The organism is Amaricoccus sp. B4 (genome assembly GCF_043226085.1).
Lineage (GTDB): Bacteria > Pseudomonadota > Alphaproteobacteria > Rhodobacterales > Rhodobacteraceae > Amaricoccus.
This window is the reverse complement of record NZ_CP171225.1, coordinates 3,626,210-3,638,036: the sequence shown is the minus strand read 5'-3', so window position 1 is coordinate 3,638,036 and position 11,827 is coordinate 3,626,210. Positions and strand designations below refer to the sequence as shown.

The 11,827-nt window shown below is 65.2% G+C and carries 19 protein-coding genes, 1 tRNA gene and 1 pseudogene; 10 read left to right on the top strand and 11 right to left on the bottom strand.

Going from position 1 to position 11,827, the window contains the following annotated elements:
• Positions 1-47: 47 nt before the first annotated feature.
• On the bottom strand, positions 48-1,043 hold the full coding sequence (locus ACF66B_RS17495) for an ABC transporter substrate-binding protein (protein ID WP_111429712.1): 996 nt from the start codon (positions 1,041-1,043) through the stop codon (positions 48-50).
• A 417-nt stretch (positions 1,044-1,460) separates the two neighbouring features.
• Between ACF66B_RS17495 and ACF66B_RS17490 the strand changes: the two genes are divergently transcribed.
• Positions 1,461-1,537, top strand: a tRNA-Arg gene (locus tag ACF66B_RS17490).
• A 104-nt stretch (positions 1,538-1,641) separates the two neighbouring features.
• On the opposite strand, the gene ACF66B_RS17485 is transcribed toward ACF66B_RS17490, so the two are convergent.
• Genes ACF66B_RS17485 through ACF66B_RS17470 form a run of 4 tightly spaced genes read right to left on the bottom strand, consistent with a single transcriptional unit; the run spans position 1,642 to position 3,272 of the window.
• Positions 1,642-2,007: a YkgJ family cysteine cluster protein gene (locus ACF66B_RS17485; RefSeq protein ID WP_111429713.1), complete on the bottom strand. Its 366-nt coding sequence runs from the start codon at positions 2,005-2,007 to the stop codon at positions 1,642-1,644.
• Positions 2,004-2,306, bottom strand: a complete 303-nt coding sequence (locus ACF66B_RS17480; RefSeq protein WP_111429714.1) for a hypothetical protein — start codon at positions 2,304-2,306, stop codon at positions 2,004-2,006. Before ACF66B_RS17480 ends, ACF66B_RS17485 begins: the two co-directional genes overlap by 4 nt.
• Positions 2,303-2,998, bottom strand: a complete 696-nt coding sequence (locus tag ACF66B_RS17475; protein ID WP_111429715.1) for a hypothetical protein — start codon at positions 2,996-2,998, stop codon at positions 2,303-2,305. The genes ACF66B_RS17480 and ACF66B_RS17475 overlap by 4 nt, the downstream gene beginning before the upstream one ends.
• 7 nt (positions 2,999-3,005) lie before the next feature.
• A complete protein-coding gene (locus ACF66B_RS17470; RefSeq protein WP_111429716.1) occupies positions 3,006-3,272 on the bottom strand; it encodes a DUF2312 domain-containing protein in 267 nt (88 codons plus the stop codon).
• A 207-nt stretch (positions 3,273-3,479) separates the two neighbouring features.
• On the opposite strand from ACF66B_RS17470, the gene ACF66B_RS17465 reads away from it, so the two are divergent.
• On the top strand, positions 3,480-3,788 hold the full coding sequence (locus tag ACF66B_RS17465) for a hypothetical protein (RefSeq protein ID WP_111429717.1): 309 nt from the start codon (positions 3,480-3,482) through the stop codon (positions 3,786-3,788).
• Between the two features lie 254 nt (positions 3,789-4,042).
• On the opposite strand, the gene ACF66B_RS17460 is transcribed toward ACF66B_RS17465, so the two are convergent.
• Both ACF66B_RS17460 and ACF66B_RS17455 read right to left on the bottom strand, forming a co-directional pair.
• Complete coding sequence (locus tag ACF66B_RS17460) at positions 4,043-4,321, bottom strand: hypothetical protein (protein WP_111429718.1); 279 nt, start codon at positions 4,319-4,321, stop codon at positions 4,043-4,045.
• A gap of 55 nt (positions 4,322-4,376) precedes the next feature.
• Positions 4,377-4,628: a hypothetical protein gene (locus ACF66B_RS17455; RefSeq protein ID WP_111429719.1), complete on the bottom strand. Its 252-nt coding sequence runs from the start codon at positions 4,626-4,628 to the stop codon at positions 4,377-4,379.
• Between the two features lie 104 nt (positions 4,629-4,732).
• On the opposite strand from ACF66B_RS17455, the gene ACF66B_RS17450 reads away from it, so the two are divergent.
• Together ACF66B_RS17450 and ACF66B_RS17445 are read left to right on the top strand one after the other, a co-directional pair.
• A complete protein-coding gene (locus ACF66B_RS17450; RefSeq protein WP_392663431.1) occupies positions 4,733-5,077 on the top strand; it encodes a BrnT family toxin in 345 nt (114 codons plus the stop codon).
• 1 nt (position 5,078) lies between these two features.
• On the top strand, positions 5,079-5,348 hold the full coding sequence (locus ACF66B_RS17445; protein ID WP_162683254.1) for a BrnA antitoxin family protein: 270 nt from the start codon (positions 5,079-5,081) through the stop codon (positions 5,346-5,348).
• A 189-nt stretch (positions 5,349-5,537) separates the two neighbouring features.
• Here ACF66B_RS17445 and ACF66B_RS17440 read toward each other — a convergent pair whose 3' ends face one another.
• Together ACF66B_RS17440 and ACF66B_RS17435 are read right to left on the bottom strand one after the other, a co-directional pair.
• On the bottom strand, positions 5,538-5,861 hold the full coding sequence (locus tag ACF66B_RS17440; RefSeq protein WP_111429722.1) for a hypothetical protein: 324 nt from the start codon (positions 5,859-5,861) through the stop codon (positions 5,538-5,540).
• A gap of 167 nt (positions 5,862-6,028) precedes the next feature.
• Positions 6,029-6,619, bottom strand: a pseudogene (locus ACF66B_RS17435) (integrase core domain-containing protein); the annotation flags it as partial.
• Between ACF66B_RS17435 and ACF66B_RS17430 the strand changes: the two are divergent.
• The 6 genes from ACF66B_RS17430 (at position 6,594) to ACF66B_RS17405 (ending at position 10,329) form a co-directional block, all read left to right on the top strand.
• Positions 6,594-7,184 (top strand): DUF2163 domain-containing protein, encoded by a 591-nt coding sequence (locus ACF66B_RS17430; RefSeq protein ID WP_392663427.1) that lies wholly within the window; start codon positions 6,594-6,596, stop codon positions 7,182-7,184. The pseudogene ACF66B_RS17435 and the gene ACF66B_RS17430 overlap by 26 nt on opposite strands.
• Before the next feature lie 20 nt (positions 7,185-7,204).
• A complete protein-coding gene (locus ACF66B_RS17425; RefSeq protein ID WP_162683255.1) occupies positions 7,205-8,104 on the top strand; it encodes an AraC family transcriptional regulator in 900 nt (299 codons plus the stop codon).
• A 148-nt stretch (positions 8,105-8,252) separates the two neighbouring features.
• The gene (locus ACF66B_RS17420) at positions 8,253-8,924 is read left to right on the top strand and encodes a hypothetical protein (RefSeq protein WP_162683256.1); all 672 of its coding nucleotides are present in this window, start codon (positions 8,253-8,255) and stop codon (positions 8,922-8,924) included.
• 73 nt (positions 8,925-8,997) lie between these two features.
• Positions 8,998-9,780 carry an L-iditol 2-dehydrogenase gene (locus ACF66B_RS17415; RefSeq protein ID WP_111429725.1) on the top strand — a complete coding sequence of 261 codons (783 nt, stop codon included), beginning with the start codon at positions 8,998-9,000 and terminating at the stop codon, positions 9,778-9,780.
• On the top strand, positions 9,744-10,118 hold the full coding sequence (locus ACF66B_RS17410; protein WP_392663424.1) for an SDR family NAD(P)-dependent oxidoreductase: 375 nt from the start codon (positions 9,744-9,746) through the stop codon (positions 10,116-10,118). The genes ACF66B_RS17415 and ACF66B_RS17410 overlap by 37 nt, the downstream gene beginning before the upstream one ends.
• The gene (locus tag ACF66B_RS17405) at positions 10,036-10,329 is read left to right on the top strand and encodes an SDR family oxidoreductase (RefSeq protein WP_392663422.1); all 294 of its coding nucleotides are present in this window, start codon (positions 10,036-10,038) and stop codon (positions 10,327-10,329) included. The genes ACF66B_RS17410 and ACF66B_RS17405 overlap by 83 nt, the downstream gene beginning before the upstream one ends.
• Here the strand turns inward: ACF66B_RS17405 and ACF66B_RS17400 are convergent.
• The gene (locus ACF66B_RS17400; protein ID WP_111429726.1) at positions 10,322-10,546 is read right to left on the bottom strand and encodes a hypothetical protein; all 225 of its coding nucleotides are present in this window, start codon (positions 10,544-10,546) and stop codon (positions 10,322-10,324) included. The genes ACF66B_RS17405 and ACF66B_RS17400 overlap by 8 nt on opposite strands.
• Before the next feature lie 303 nt (positions 10,547-10,849).
• Positions 10,850-11,728 carry a LysR family transcriptional regulator gene (locus tag ACF66B_RS17395; RefSeq protein ID WP_111429727.1) on the bottom strand — a complete coding sequence of 293 codons (879 nt, stop codon included), beginning with the start codon at positions 11,726-11,728 and terminating at the stop codon, positions 10,850-10,852.
• Between the last annotated feature and the right edge of the window lie 99 nt (positions 11,729-11,827).

Genomic DNA, 11,827 nt, shown 5'->3' with positions numbered 1-11,827 from the left:
TCTCCCTGTGCCGCCCCTCTGCTCCCGGCCGGACCACCCTGTCCGCCTCAGCGCTTGAGGTCCAGCCCGACGCCGCGCCCGACGAACTCGGTGGTGAAGGCCGTCGAGATGTCGAGACCGGGCTTCACCACACCGGAGGCCACCATCGTGTCGTAGAACTGCCGCACCTTCTTCTCCGTGATGACCCCGATGCCGAGGCTCTCGGCGTCGCCGCTGTCCACGATGCCATGCGCCTTCATCTGCGCGATGGCGTAGGCGATCTTGTCGTCCGTCATCTCCGGGTTCGCCGCCTTGATGAGCTCGTTCGCCGCAGAGGGGTCGCCGTAGAGATAGGCATACCAGCCCTTGATGGAGGCATTGACGAAACAGCTCACCGTCTCGGGCCGGGTCTCGACCGTCTCCTGCATCGTCTCGATCAGCGTGGCATAGGTCGAATAGCCGGCATCGGCGAGCAGGAAGACCCGCGGGGTGAAGCCGCCCTCCTTCTCGACGAGATAGGGTTCGGAGGTGAGGTAGCCCTGCATGGCCATGCCGGGATCGACGAGGAAGGGCGCGGGATTGAAGGTGTAGGGCACGCGCTGTTCCTCGGTGAAGCCCCAGGCTGACATCATCCAGCGGTAGAAGTTCTCGAACGCCTTCATGCTGATCATGATCTTGAGCTTCTTGAGATCCTCCCAGGTCTCGGCGGCCTCCGGATGGGCGAGAATCACCTGCGGATGCTTCTGCATGATCGCGGCGAGCGCGACGATCGGCACCCCCTGCTCCACCGCCGAGAAGGACTGGAGCAGATCGCCGCCCATGTTGAAGTCGAGCTTGCCCGCGAGCAGCAGGGCACGGTTGTTGACCTGCGGGCCGCCGGGGACGATCGACACGTCGAGCCCGCAGTCGGCATAGGTGCCGTCGGCAAGCGCCTGATAGAAACCGCCATCCTCGGCCTGGGGAACCCAGTTCGTGCCGAAGGTGATCGGTTCGAGATCGCGCGCGGCCACGGGAGAGAGTGATCCGGTTGCGGCAAACAGGATCGCGAGAGCAAGACGTCGCACGGGGGGCGGCCTCCGTTGGAAGATCTGCCGCGCCGCACCGAAGGCAAGCGCCGGCAGAGAAGGAACTGGCGGGAGAAATTTCCCGGATTACACCGCAACCATACACGCCCCTCGCGGGTGCTGGCCATGATTTGAGGGCCGGCCATCACAAAAGACTGCCTTATTCGAGGATCGCGCCGGCCGGTGACGCGCGCCCGATCAGGCGCCGCCGCGCGGAGGGGTGATGCAAGGCCCTGAGTCAGGGCCCCGCAGCCGCGCCGAAATGGGCCGAAGATCGCCCCGCGCGCCCATTTGCCCCGGGCCCGCAGCCTTACCGGGGTGCTTTCAACGCGCCCTCAAGGCCCGCCAGAAAACTATCTGAAAAATGCGGTTTTGCCCTTGCAATGCCCCGAGCCTGCAGCTATTTCCCCGCTCCACGGACTGGTAGCTCAGTTGGATAGAGTACTTGACTACGAATCAAGGGGTCGGGGGTTCGAATCCTCCCCAGTCCGCCATTTCCCCCTAGAAATGAAAACAGATTTCTCCCACTGCATCGCAGTGGGATGGGCTTAGCCGCCCCCGGGGTAACGGCTGGGGTAACACCTGCAGCCAATCACTTTCAGTGCACCGAACCAGCAGCACGCGCCCAGCCCATGGCCTCGGCCGCCTCGCGGTTGGAGAGCTTGCGCTCGGGCCCGCAGCTTTCCGGGCAGGTCATGCGCGGATCGTCCACCGACTGGAAGAGGCGGCAGAGGCCGGGCCGGATATCGTAGGCCATGCAGCCAGAGGGTCGGCGCAGCGGGCAGGTGGAGTCCTCGAGCGCGCCCTGCAGCAACCAGCCATCCTCGCGCGGAACCCAGGCGAGCAGCGGGAACCTCTCCGCCATGGCGTCGCGCTCCGCATCCGTGAAGGGCACCACCCCGCAACAGAGCGAGCAGCCGGGCTTGCACGCGAAGGCGGGGATTTTCGAGAGGTCACGCATCATTCAGGCCTTTGCCGGGAAACCATGAGGAGCTCGGTGGAGTAGCACCGCGGACAGACACCGCGGCGGAGTGCAGCCCGCGCCGCGCGGGCAAGGGGGGCGGGCGTGAAGAACGCCGGCGAGGTCAGGCCGCAGTTCGAGCAGCGGCACATGACCGGCGTGCGCGCCTGCGCCTCTTCCGGATCGTCGCCCGCGTAGGGCTCGAAGAGCTCGAGAAACTGCGCGATGGCCTCGATCTTGTCTGCCGGGAGCCAAGCGTCCGCATCCTTGAGCGCGGCCATCGCCTTCGCATAGTCCGTCACGCCGGGGCCCTTTCGAGCCGGTGCGCGAGCGCCACGGGCGGATAGAGTTCGAGGAGGTCCGCGCGCTGCGCCGGCCAGTCACCCTCGAACCCTTCTTCCGCCTCGGAGACCGCAACGGCCTCGATCCGCGCGGCCGCCAGCGCCATCCGGTGCGCGGTGCAGGCGGCCGCCAGGGCGAGCGGCGCCAGATGCGCCGGCGGCGGGTCAGTGACCCCGGTGCGCACCGCCAGCTCCAGCGCCTCCTCCGCCCAGGCTGCCGCCCGCGTCCGGGCCCAATTTGCATGCGCCGCCGGCTCGAGGTGTGCGGCCCACACCGCCCAGGCCCGACCGACCGCGAGAGTGCGGGCAGTCCGGTTCGCCTCCGTGACCTCGCCCGCGATCTCGAGCCGCCCGCCGGCAAGCCAGGCCTCGACCGCGCCCGCCAGCTCGTGCGCCTGGGCATTGTCCGAGTGCTTGAGCGCGCGGCGCACCGCCCGCATGACGCCCGACACCCGGGCTCTGGGCGGCAGCAGGTGCAGGCAGAGCATGGCGGACATTTCGCCGCAGGCGAGCACCACGTCGCCGATGGAGACCACCCGCCCGCGGTCGAAGGCCTCCGCGTCCTCGGCCAGCGCCTCGAGGAGCTCCGCCCAGCGCATGTCGAGGGCGCGCACTGCCGCGATCCGGCCGAGGGTCAGGGCAGTTTCTGCCATGGTCGGGTTACTGCCCAAGCGCCTGCTTGTAGAGCTCGAGGATTGCCTCCTCCTCGCTCAGCTCGTCCGGGTCGCGCCTTCGCAGCACGATAAGCTTGCGGAGCACCTTCACATCGTATCCGCGCCCCCTGGCCTCGGCCATCACTTCCTTCTCGTGGTCGGCGATGCCCCTCTTCTCCTGCTCGAGCCGCTCGTAGCGCTCCACGAACTGGCGCAGCTCGCCCGCGGTAACCCGGTACCGGGTCTGTGCCTCGTCCTTGATCGTCTCATCCATGGCTCTGCCTCCTGCCGCGTTCTCCTGCGCGCCGCGCGGCGTGGTGGCAGAATGGCAGCGGGATTGGCGGGCGTGATGGCACAGGGTGGCGCGGGGTGGCGGCGCCTGTTCGCCACCCCGCGCCTTCTTCGGGAACCCGTCTCTGGTCATGATTGTTGCCTATCTCGACAACCGGTGTTGGCGAGGGGTGAAAAACAGGAGACGCACATGACCACGGGAGCCGAGGCGATCGCCGAGGAGCGGCGGCGCCAGATCGAAGCCGAAGGTTTCACCGCCGAACATGACGACCACTATCTGAAGGGCGAACTGGCCCGGAGCGCCAACGCCCTCCTCCGCTGGGGTCGCTTCCCGCAGTGGCGTGCAGAGCCGCCGGGTGACTGGTGGCTTCCCGCCGCCTTCTGGAAGCCGCGCGATCGCCGCGCGAACCTCGTGCGGGCCGGCGCCCTGATCGCCGCCGAGATCGACCGGCTGGACCGACTCGCGGAGGTCGAAGCCGCGCAAAAGCTCGCGAGTTGATAGACAAGACGATGACCGGTCGCGCGAGGAGCTCGCCCGGCCGGTCCTTCACCAGGCACTAACCAACCGATCTCTGCGGAATCGCAGAAACAGGCACTTGAGCGCACCTTCACGTTGGGGAACTGGGGGGCGCTTCAGTGCGTATCATCTCTGAGGCGGCCGCGATGATGGCCGAGATTGCGCTTTGTATGCATTACCGCGCGTGGGCGGTCGCGTGGTTTGGCGGATAGGGCGAAGCTCGAAACGGCACACGGTCACTCCTCGAGCGGAACCGCCAGGAGCATGCGCTCGCCCAAGGCGCAGTCCGAGCAAACCAGCGCCTTCCGCGATCTCACTTCCACCGCCAGTTCCTCGTCCGGGTCGAGGGCGCCCGCGATCCGACCGCCGAACTCCATCTCAAGGCCCGCCTGCCGCTGCACCACCTTGAGGTCGACCACCATTTGCCCGATCTCGCCCCGGCAGAAGAAAGACGCCCCGACATGCATCATGCCCTTGACGCACGGAGCGCAGGCTTGCAGATCCGCTTGCTTCATTCGACGAGGCCCGGCTGGTCCGCGTTCTGATCCGGGCCGAGCTCTATCCCGGCCCTCACCGAGAGCGCCGAAAGGCGAGCGCGGTGGTGTGCGACGTGCGCTCGATGACCGTCTCCGCGAGCGACCAGGGCACATCATAGAGGCGATGGCCGTTGCTCCCGGAGGGCACGCCAAGCTGCAAGCCGCCGCGCAGCCGGCCGAAGGCGTCGCGAATGTCAGGCACGGCCTGCTCCTTACGCGCCTTTTTCAGCGTTTCCAGCATCTCGCCGGCCACCTCAATTTCACGCCAGGCCGTGGCGATATCCATTGCCGTCTCCTTACTCAAAGTTCTGCCCGCCATCTGCGGCACCTCCTCGGTAGATCGGCCCCCGAAGGGGCGGCATGCCGGGACGGGTGGCGGGGAGGCGTGGGGTGGCGCGCCGCGCCGCCGGCATTAATCACTCGCCATTTAAAATACACACCTTTATTGCCCTCACGAATAAACGTGTGTATGAATATTGCATGACGAGCGCAGCGAAATACATCTGGGATGAAGCCAAACGGGCGGCAAACTTCGCGAACCACGGCTTCGACTGGACCGGCGCGGCCATCGTGGAAGACACTCGGCACGATTACGGCGAGCGCCGCCAGATTGCCCTCGGCGTCATTGGCGACCGCCTGCACGTCTGTGTCTTCACCGACCGTGGCACATCCCGCCGCATCATCAGCCTGCGCAAGGCGAACCGGCGCGAGGTCCGCGCCTTCAATGGAGACTGACATGGCACGGAAAGCGATCCTGCCCTCGGAAGAGGAAGACCGGAAGATCACCAGGGCGGCCGAGGCCGATCCCGACAACCCGCCGCTCGATGACGAGACGCTGGGCCGGCTGGCCCACGCCCGCCGGGGCCGCCCTGCCCTGCCCGAGGCGCAGAAGCGCAAGCGGGTGAATGTGATGCTCGACGCGGATGTAGCCGCGGCGCTGCGCGCGGCCGGGGGCAACGCGAGCGCCCGCATCAACCGCCTTTTGCGGGATGACCTCGGACTGTGACCTGCGGGCGCGCGGATAAAGCGCTGCGCGCCACCTCCCGGTTCACCTGCAGGACCGCGTCCCGGGTCTCGTAGCAGAGGTCCGCTGCGGCGGCCGCCTGAAAATCCTCCGGATAGCCGCGAAGCTCGCGCATCACCCTGATTGCCGCCCGCAGGATCCGCTTCCGTGCGGCGGGTGAAATGTCCCGGCTCACCAGAGCGCCCCCCGCGGCAGCGGCGAGGGAGGTCGCGGGCGCTTGCCGGAACTGCCCCTGTGCGGCGGCTCGGGCAGGTCGTTTTCCCAGCTCATGGTTCTGTTGGGCGAAACCGCCGTGAGGGACCGCGGTGGCACGGGCGGGTCGCCCTCCCAACCCGTGCCGTTCGCGACGGCCCACGCAGGCTGGGAGGAGCGCCGGAGCAGCGCATCCCGGAACACGTCCGCGGCGAGTGCGGGATGCAGTGCCGCGCCGTTCACCTGGTCGTTGACCGAACTGGAAAACTCCTGCAGCGCCTTGCGTATCGTTTCGCCGCTCATCCCGGCCGGCCGCACCCGGATCTCCTGGGCGCGCGCTTTCAGGGCCCCCGTCACACCCGCGACGACCTAACGTCCGTCCTGGACCAGCTCCGTGGCTCTTCGGCGGGGTGGATGAAAGGCATCGGACAGTATGTGCGCCTGTGACCTGCTCCCCTTTGAGTCCGCTTTTATGATTTAGTCCTGTTCAGGGTTTGGTCCTCTTCTGACCGTTGGTGATATTCCCGCGGGATGAGCCCGTCGAGGCTCAAGTGCGGGCGGTGGTGGTTGTAGTCGTCGCGCCATGCCGCAATCAGGTGACGGGCGTGGCACAGAGACGGGAACAGGCGCTCGTTGAGGCACTCATCCCGCAGGCAGCCGTTGGAGCTTTAGACGAAGCCGTTCTGCATCGGTTTTCCTGGCGCAATGTAATGCCATTCGACCTGGCGATCCTGTTGCCACTTGAGCATCGCGTTCGACATCAGTTCGGTGCCGTTGTCGCTGACCACCATGCAGGGGTAACCGCGCATCTCGGCGATCCGGTCGGGTTCCCTTGCAACCCGGATACCCGAGATCGACGTGTCCACGACCGTCGCCAGACATTCCCGGCTGAAGTCGTCGATGATGCAGAGGATGCGGAACCGCCGACCATCGGCCAGAGCGTCGGACACGACGTCCAGCGACCAGCGCTGGTTCGGCCCCTGTGGTATCGCCATCGGCGCCCGCGTCCCGAGCGCACGCTTCCGGCCGCCGCGCGTGCGCACGGTGATCCGGCGTGGACGTCTGGCCTTCGTCGCCGAGGTCCGCTCGCCCGTCCATGTGCTGGGCCAGACGGTCGGGCGGACGTTCCAGACGACCTGTGACGCCGCTCTCGGCGACGCGCGCTGCGGAGCCGATCTGGAGGACCCCGCCTTCAAGGGCGCGGGTGGTGTCATCGATCTCCTGCGCGACCGGGCCTTCACCGCCTCGGGGCTCGGCGCGGTCACCTCCGGCTGGTTCACCTTCGGCACGTTGGACTGGACGAGCGGCGCGAACACAGGACGGCGCACCGAGCTGCTGGGCCATGACGTCACGGACGGCGTGGCGATCCTGACCCTGCTCGAAGCGCCGGTGCGTGCGATCACCGAGGGCAACGCCTTCACCAGCCGCGCTACGATCCTGCCGAGCGGCGGCGCGACGGTCGGGTCCGAGACGGGCCTCGTCGCCGTCTGTCCGACGTCAGGACGGGGAGGTTCTGGCGGCGGCCAGGCCTGCCCCGGGTTTGGCGATCTGGTCGACTCGTGTAGAAAGGACGAGGAAACAGCCAGATCTGTCAAAGATCGGTTGAACCGTTCATCAGCGCCGTGATTGGGAGCGTGTGCGAGAGCATGGCTGCAAGGGCCAAACAGGCAAGAGTATCCTGGCGGGACCAGGTTCCGGTCGGCGAAGCCGTTCTTTCTGCCCCGTCTGACAGCTTCGTCTGGCGGCGGGATGACTATCCGTTGCCGCGCAGCGTTTGGAATGTGCATCCGGAATGTGAAATTCACCTCATCCGCAACGCCGAGGGCACTTGCTATATTGGCGATCATATCAGCCATTTCCGTCCGGGTGACCTGTTCCTGATCGGTCCGAACCTGCCGCACAACTGGGTGACGCCCCTCCCGAGTGGTGAGACGATCGAGGGGCGAGACATCCTTCTGCAATTCGATGAACAGAAGATACGCGACGCAAGCTGCTTGCTGCCTGAGCTCGGTGAAATTGAACGGCTCCTTGCCGCGGCCCGCCGCGGTCTGCGGTTTCGAGACAAGGCCAGGGACACCGGCGCACGATTGCTTGAAGAAATTGGGGCACTTCGTGGCATCGAGCGTATCGCGCGATTCCTTGATCTTCTTGGCGTCCTGTCCGGGGCGCCGGAGAGCGAGTGTCTGTCTTCATTCGATTTTCACCCGGTTCTCGACGTAAATACGAGCAGAATCCTTGCGTCCGTCTCCCAGCACCTGGCCGAGAACCTGTCGACAGGCGTTCGCCTGTCCGAGGTCGCGCAGATCGCCGGGATGACCGAGACTTCGTTCTCGAGGTTCTTCAAGGCAAAGACCGGCAACACATTCTCGCGCCATGTGAGCGCCCTGCGCACAGGCAAGGCGTGCGAACTGCTCGCACGGACGGACATGTCCGTAACCGAAATCTGCGGCGCGGTCGGCTATGACAACCTGTCCAACTTCAACCGGACCTTCCGGATCGTGCATGGCATGACGCCCTCGGCGTATCGCAAGCTCGCCAGAGTGTAGGCGCGCCGCACTTCGTCGCCGGGCTAGGGCGCGAATGACAAGATATCATCAGTTCCGTGCATGGCCCGCGCTATGAATATGGCGCCGCGATTCTAGAACCAGGACCCAAGTAGCTGGGCGCTTACCGGTTCGAGGGGATGGTATGAGCATGCAATTCCGCAACTGCGCTGTCGGCCAGGTTGTCGAACAGCGACCACCTGTTCTGCTTTTCAATGGTCGAAGCGGGCGCGGAGAAGCGAGCGCCTCCGCCGAACACATATGGTCCGAAGTCTGCGATCTGGTGCTTTCCGGATGCAGCCCGTGCGCCACAGGTTCGGCCGTGGACGACGCATGCACTGCCTTTTACCGCGCCTGGAGAGACCTTGAGTGCGAATACAATTCTTGCAGCATTGGCGTGATTGCAGTCACCGCGCCGGAGACGGACGCCGTAGCCCGGATAATTTCCGAAGGGATTGCCGGCGGCCCGTTGCCGGGAGCAATCGCACTGGCGCGTTTCGATGGTGCTTTTTTCGACCTGTGCCGGCAGCTCTCGGCAGGCGTTCGGGAAGCAACCAGTGCCGCCGGAAAACCGTCGCGGACGTTCGCGAGCGCTACGCCGTTCGAATGGCCGCCTATGGTGGTATTCTTGCCGACGAACAATTCTGACGTCCTGGCATGCGCGAAGGCATGCCGCACGCTGCGGGCGGGCCACGTTCCCATCAACCTCGAAATGGTCCCATCCGGGCAGGACGTCGATGAGGCGTCGCGCCGGGAGTTGCGCGACGAACTCGAGAATTTCTTTGCAGCAAACCTGACGCCGGTCTTCCCGAAGCTGGTTTGAACCCGCCTTCCGGGCCGCGCGGCCCGGTCCTGAGGTGCGCCTGCACCATACCCGATCTCTAGGAGGAGACGACATGTCCCAGAAACTTCGCCTTGAAGGCAAGACCGCACTCATCACTGGCGCCGCCCGCGGCATCGGCTTCTCTTTTGCCGAGGCCTATGTGCGCGAAGGTGCCCGCGTCGCCATCGCCGATATCAATATCGAGCGCGCCCGCACAGCCGCATCCGGCCTCGGCGAGTCCTGCATCGCGGTCGAGATGGACGTGACGGATCAGGCCAGCATCGACAGCGGGGTCGCATCCGCCATCAATGGACTCGGAAAAATCGATATCCTGGTCAACAATGCCGCGCTGTTCTCTGCCGCGCCGCTCGCGGAGATAACGCGCGCAGACTACGACAAGCTGTTCTCGGTCAATGTCTCCGGAACGCTGTTCACGATGCAGGCCGTGGCGAAACACATGATCGAACGTGGTCAGGGCGGCAAGATCATCAACATGGCCAGCCAGGCTGGTCGGCGTGGCGAACCGCTGGTCGCGGTCTATTGTGCCACCAAGGCGGCGGTGATCTCGCTGACACAATCGGCGGGGCTGAACCTGATCGCCCACGGCATCAACGTGAATGCAATCGCGCCGGGCGTGGTCGATGGCGAACATTGGGACGGTGTCGACGCCTTTTTCGCCAAATACGAGAACAAGGCCCCGGGCCAGAAGAAGAAGGAAGTCGGCGAGAGCGTTCCCTTCGGTCGCATGGGAACGGCCGAGGACCTGACCGGCATGGCGATCTTCCTGGCCACAGACGAGGCTGATTACATCGTCTCGCAATGCTTCAACGTCGACGGCGGACAGTGGATGAGTTGATTGGTCTCCAACGGACAGGAAAACGCGCAATCGTCATCGGGGCCAGCAACCGGATCGGGCTTGCCATGACGCGGGGGTTGGCCCGAGAAGGCGCCGACGTTATCGTCACCGCGCGAACGGAGTCCGCTGTCGACAAGGCGGCGGCAGACATCGTGTCGGAACTCGGCGTCAGGGCGCATGGCGTCGCCTCCGATGGAGCTACTGCCGCGGGATGCGACGCAATCGTGAGCGCAGCAGCCATGATGGGCGGCGCCAATGATGTTCTCGAAATGCCTGTCGACAGAAATGATCGGCCGGAACATTCGTGTGAATACCGTCAACCCCGGACTCGTCCGTAAACCCGACGGGGAGAATACGGCGAGAGAACTGAAAGGCGACGGATGGGCGGATTACCTTCAGGAAGCTGCCGACGAACACGCTCCGATCCAGCGGTTCGCAAGCGTCGACGACGTCGCCGACTTCTGCGTGTTTCTTTGCTCGGAGCGGGTCGGTTACGCTGTCGGTGACGCATTTCATGTGGATGGCGGGATGCTGAGGGCAGTCAAATAATACGGTAGCCCGGACGGATCCGCGCAATGGCGCCGTCTTGCTCCCCGTGCTTCTGTTCCTGCTTGTATTTCGGCACTCTGGCAACTGCCGGGGTGATCTGTGCTAACCTATTGAATTTAATGAGATGGGCAGTGATGCTGTTCGCCTGACGCTTTGGGCGGCGGTTCGCCATTCTCAAAATCCGACCAAGCCCCCGAATGTCGAGGGCGTCGACCATGACCCTGAACGCTGGCAGGTTTTGCCGCCGACTGGGATTGACCTGCCCGCCGGTCGTCCCCCGTTCATAACGAGAGTCCTTGGGGTTGATAGTTTTCGGTTTCGGATATCCTCGCGGTTCACCGCACCCTGCCGGGTGCGTCAGTGACCCGCTGAAGTCACGTCACCGAGCCCTGGCCATATCGGGAGTTGCGACGGCGGGTTCCGACCGCATTTCGGCCGTTCGAACTCTGCACTCCGGATGGAAGCTCCAAGCTTGCCGCTGCCGTTCAGGACATCCGGCAGGATTCATTCCTGATCCATGCTATGATCGATCAGCGACATCGAGGAGCGCTCTGGCCGCGGGGTTCGGGTCTTGCACCGCGAGGCAGAGATCGAATGCGGAGCCGGCATTCTCGATCGGCCGATACGCGATGCGATCTGCCCGAAAGCTTGCCATGCTCGCCGGCACGATGGAGACGCCCGCTCCGACGGCGACCAGCGACAGCACGGCATGCATGCCATGCGCCTCCTGCGTGATCCGTGGCGAGAAACGGGCTTCGGTGCAGAGCCTCATGACCTGCAGGTGGAACCCGCGCCCTTCGATCATCGGCCAGAGGATAAACGGCTCCTCCGCGAGATCGCTCAACGTCAGCCCGGCCTGTCCTGCCAGAGGATGATCGACAGGCAGGGCCATGCAGAGGCGATCCTGGTCGAAGCCGTGCAATGCGATCCCCGATGCATCCGACAGCGGAGGGATCACAACCGCCACGTCGAGTGTGCCGTCCCTGAGGCTCGCGATCTGGCTTGCGGTGGTTGCCTCGCGCAGTTCAAGACGCACATCCGGCCGCGCCGCGCGGAAGGCCCGGATCGCATCCGGCAGCCGCCCGTAAAGCGCGCTTCCGACATAGCCAAGCCGGACAAGCCCCGTGCGGCCGGCAGCCGTCTCGCGCGCGATGAATATCGCGTGATGGGCCTGTCGCAGGGTATCGCGCGCCTCGCGGAGGAACACCCGGCCTGCCTCGGTCAGGCCGCTGATCCGGTTGCCGCCCCGCTCGATCAGGGTCACGCCGAGATCTTCTTCCAGCCGGCGTATCGCGACCGTCAGCGGCGGCTGCGACATTCCCAGGCGCTGTGCTGCGCGGTGGAAGTGCCCTTCCTCGGCAACCGCAACGAACTGCTCCAGCTTGCGCAGGTCGATCATCCCGCGTGGGACATGACCCTCTTTTGATACATCAGGCATATCATGCACCGTTACCATCGGTATTGGATGTATCGTAAGGGACCTGCCATCTTCCGTGCA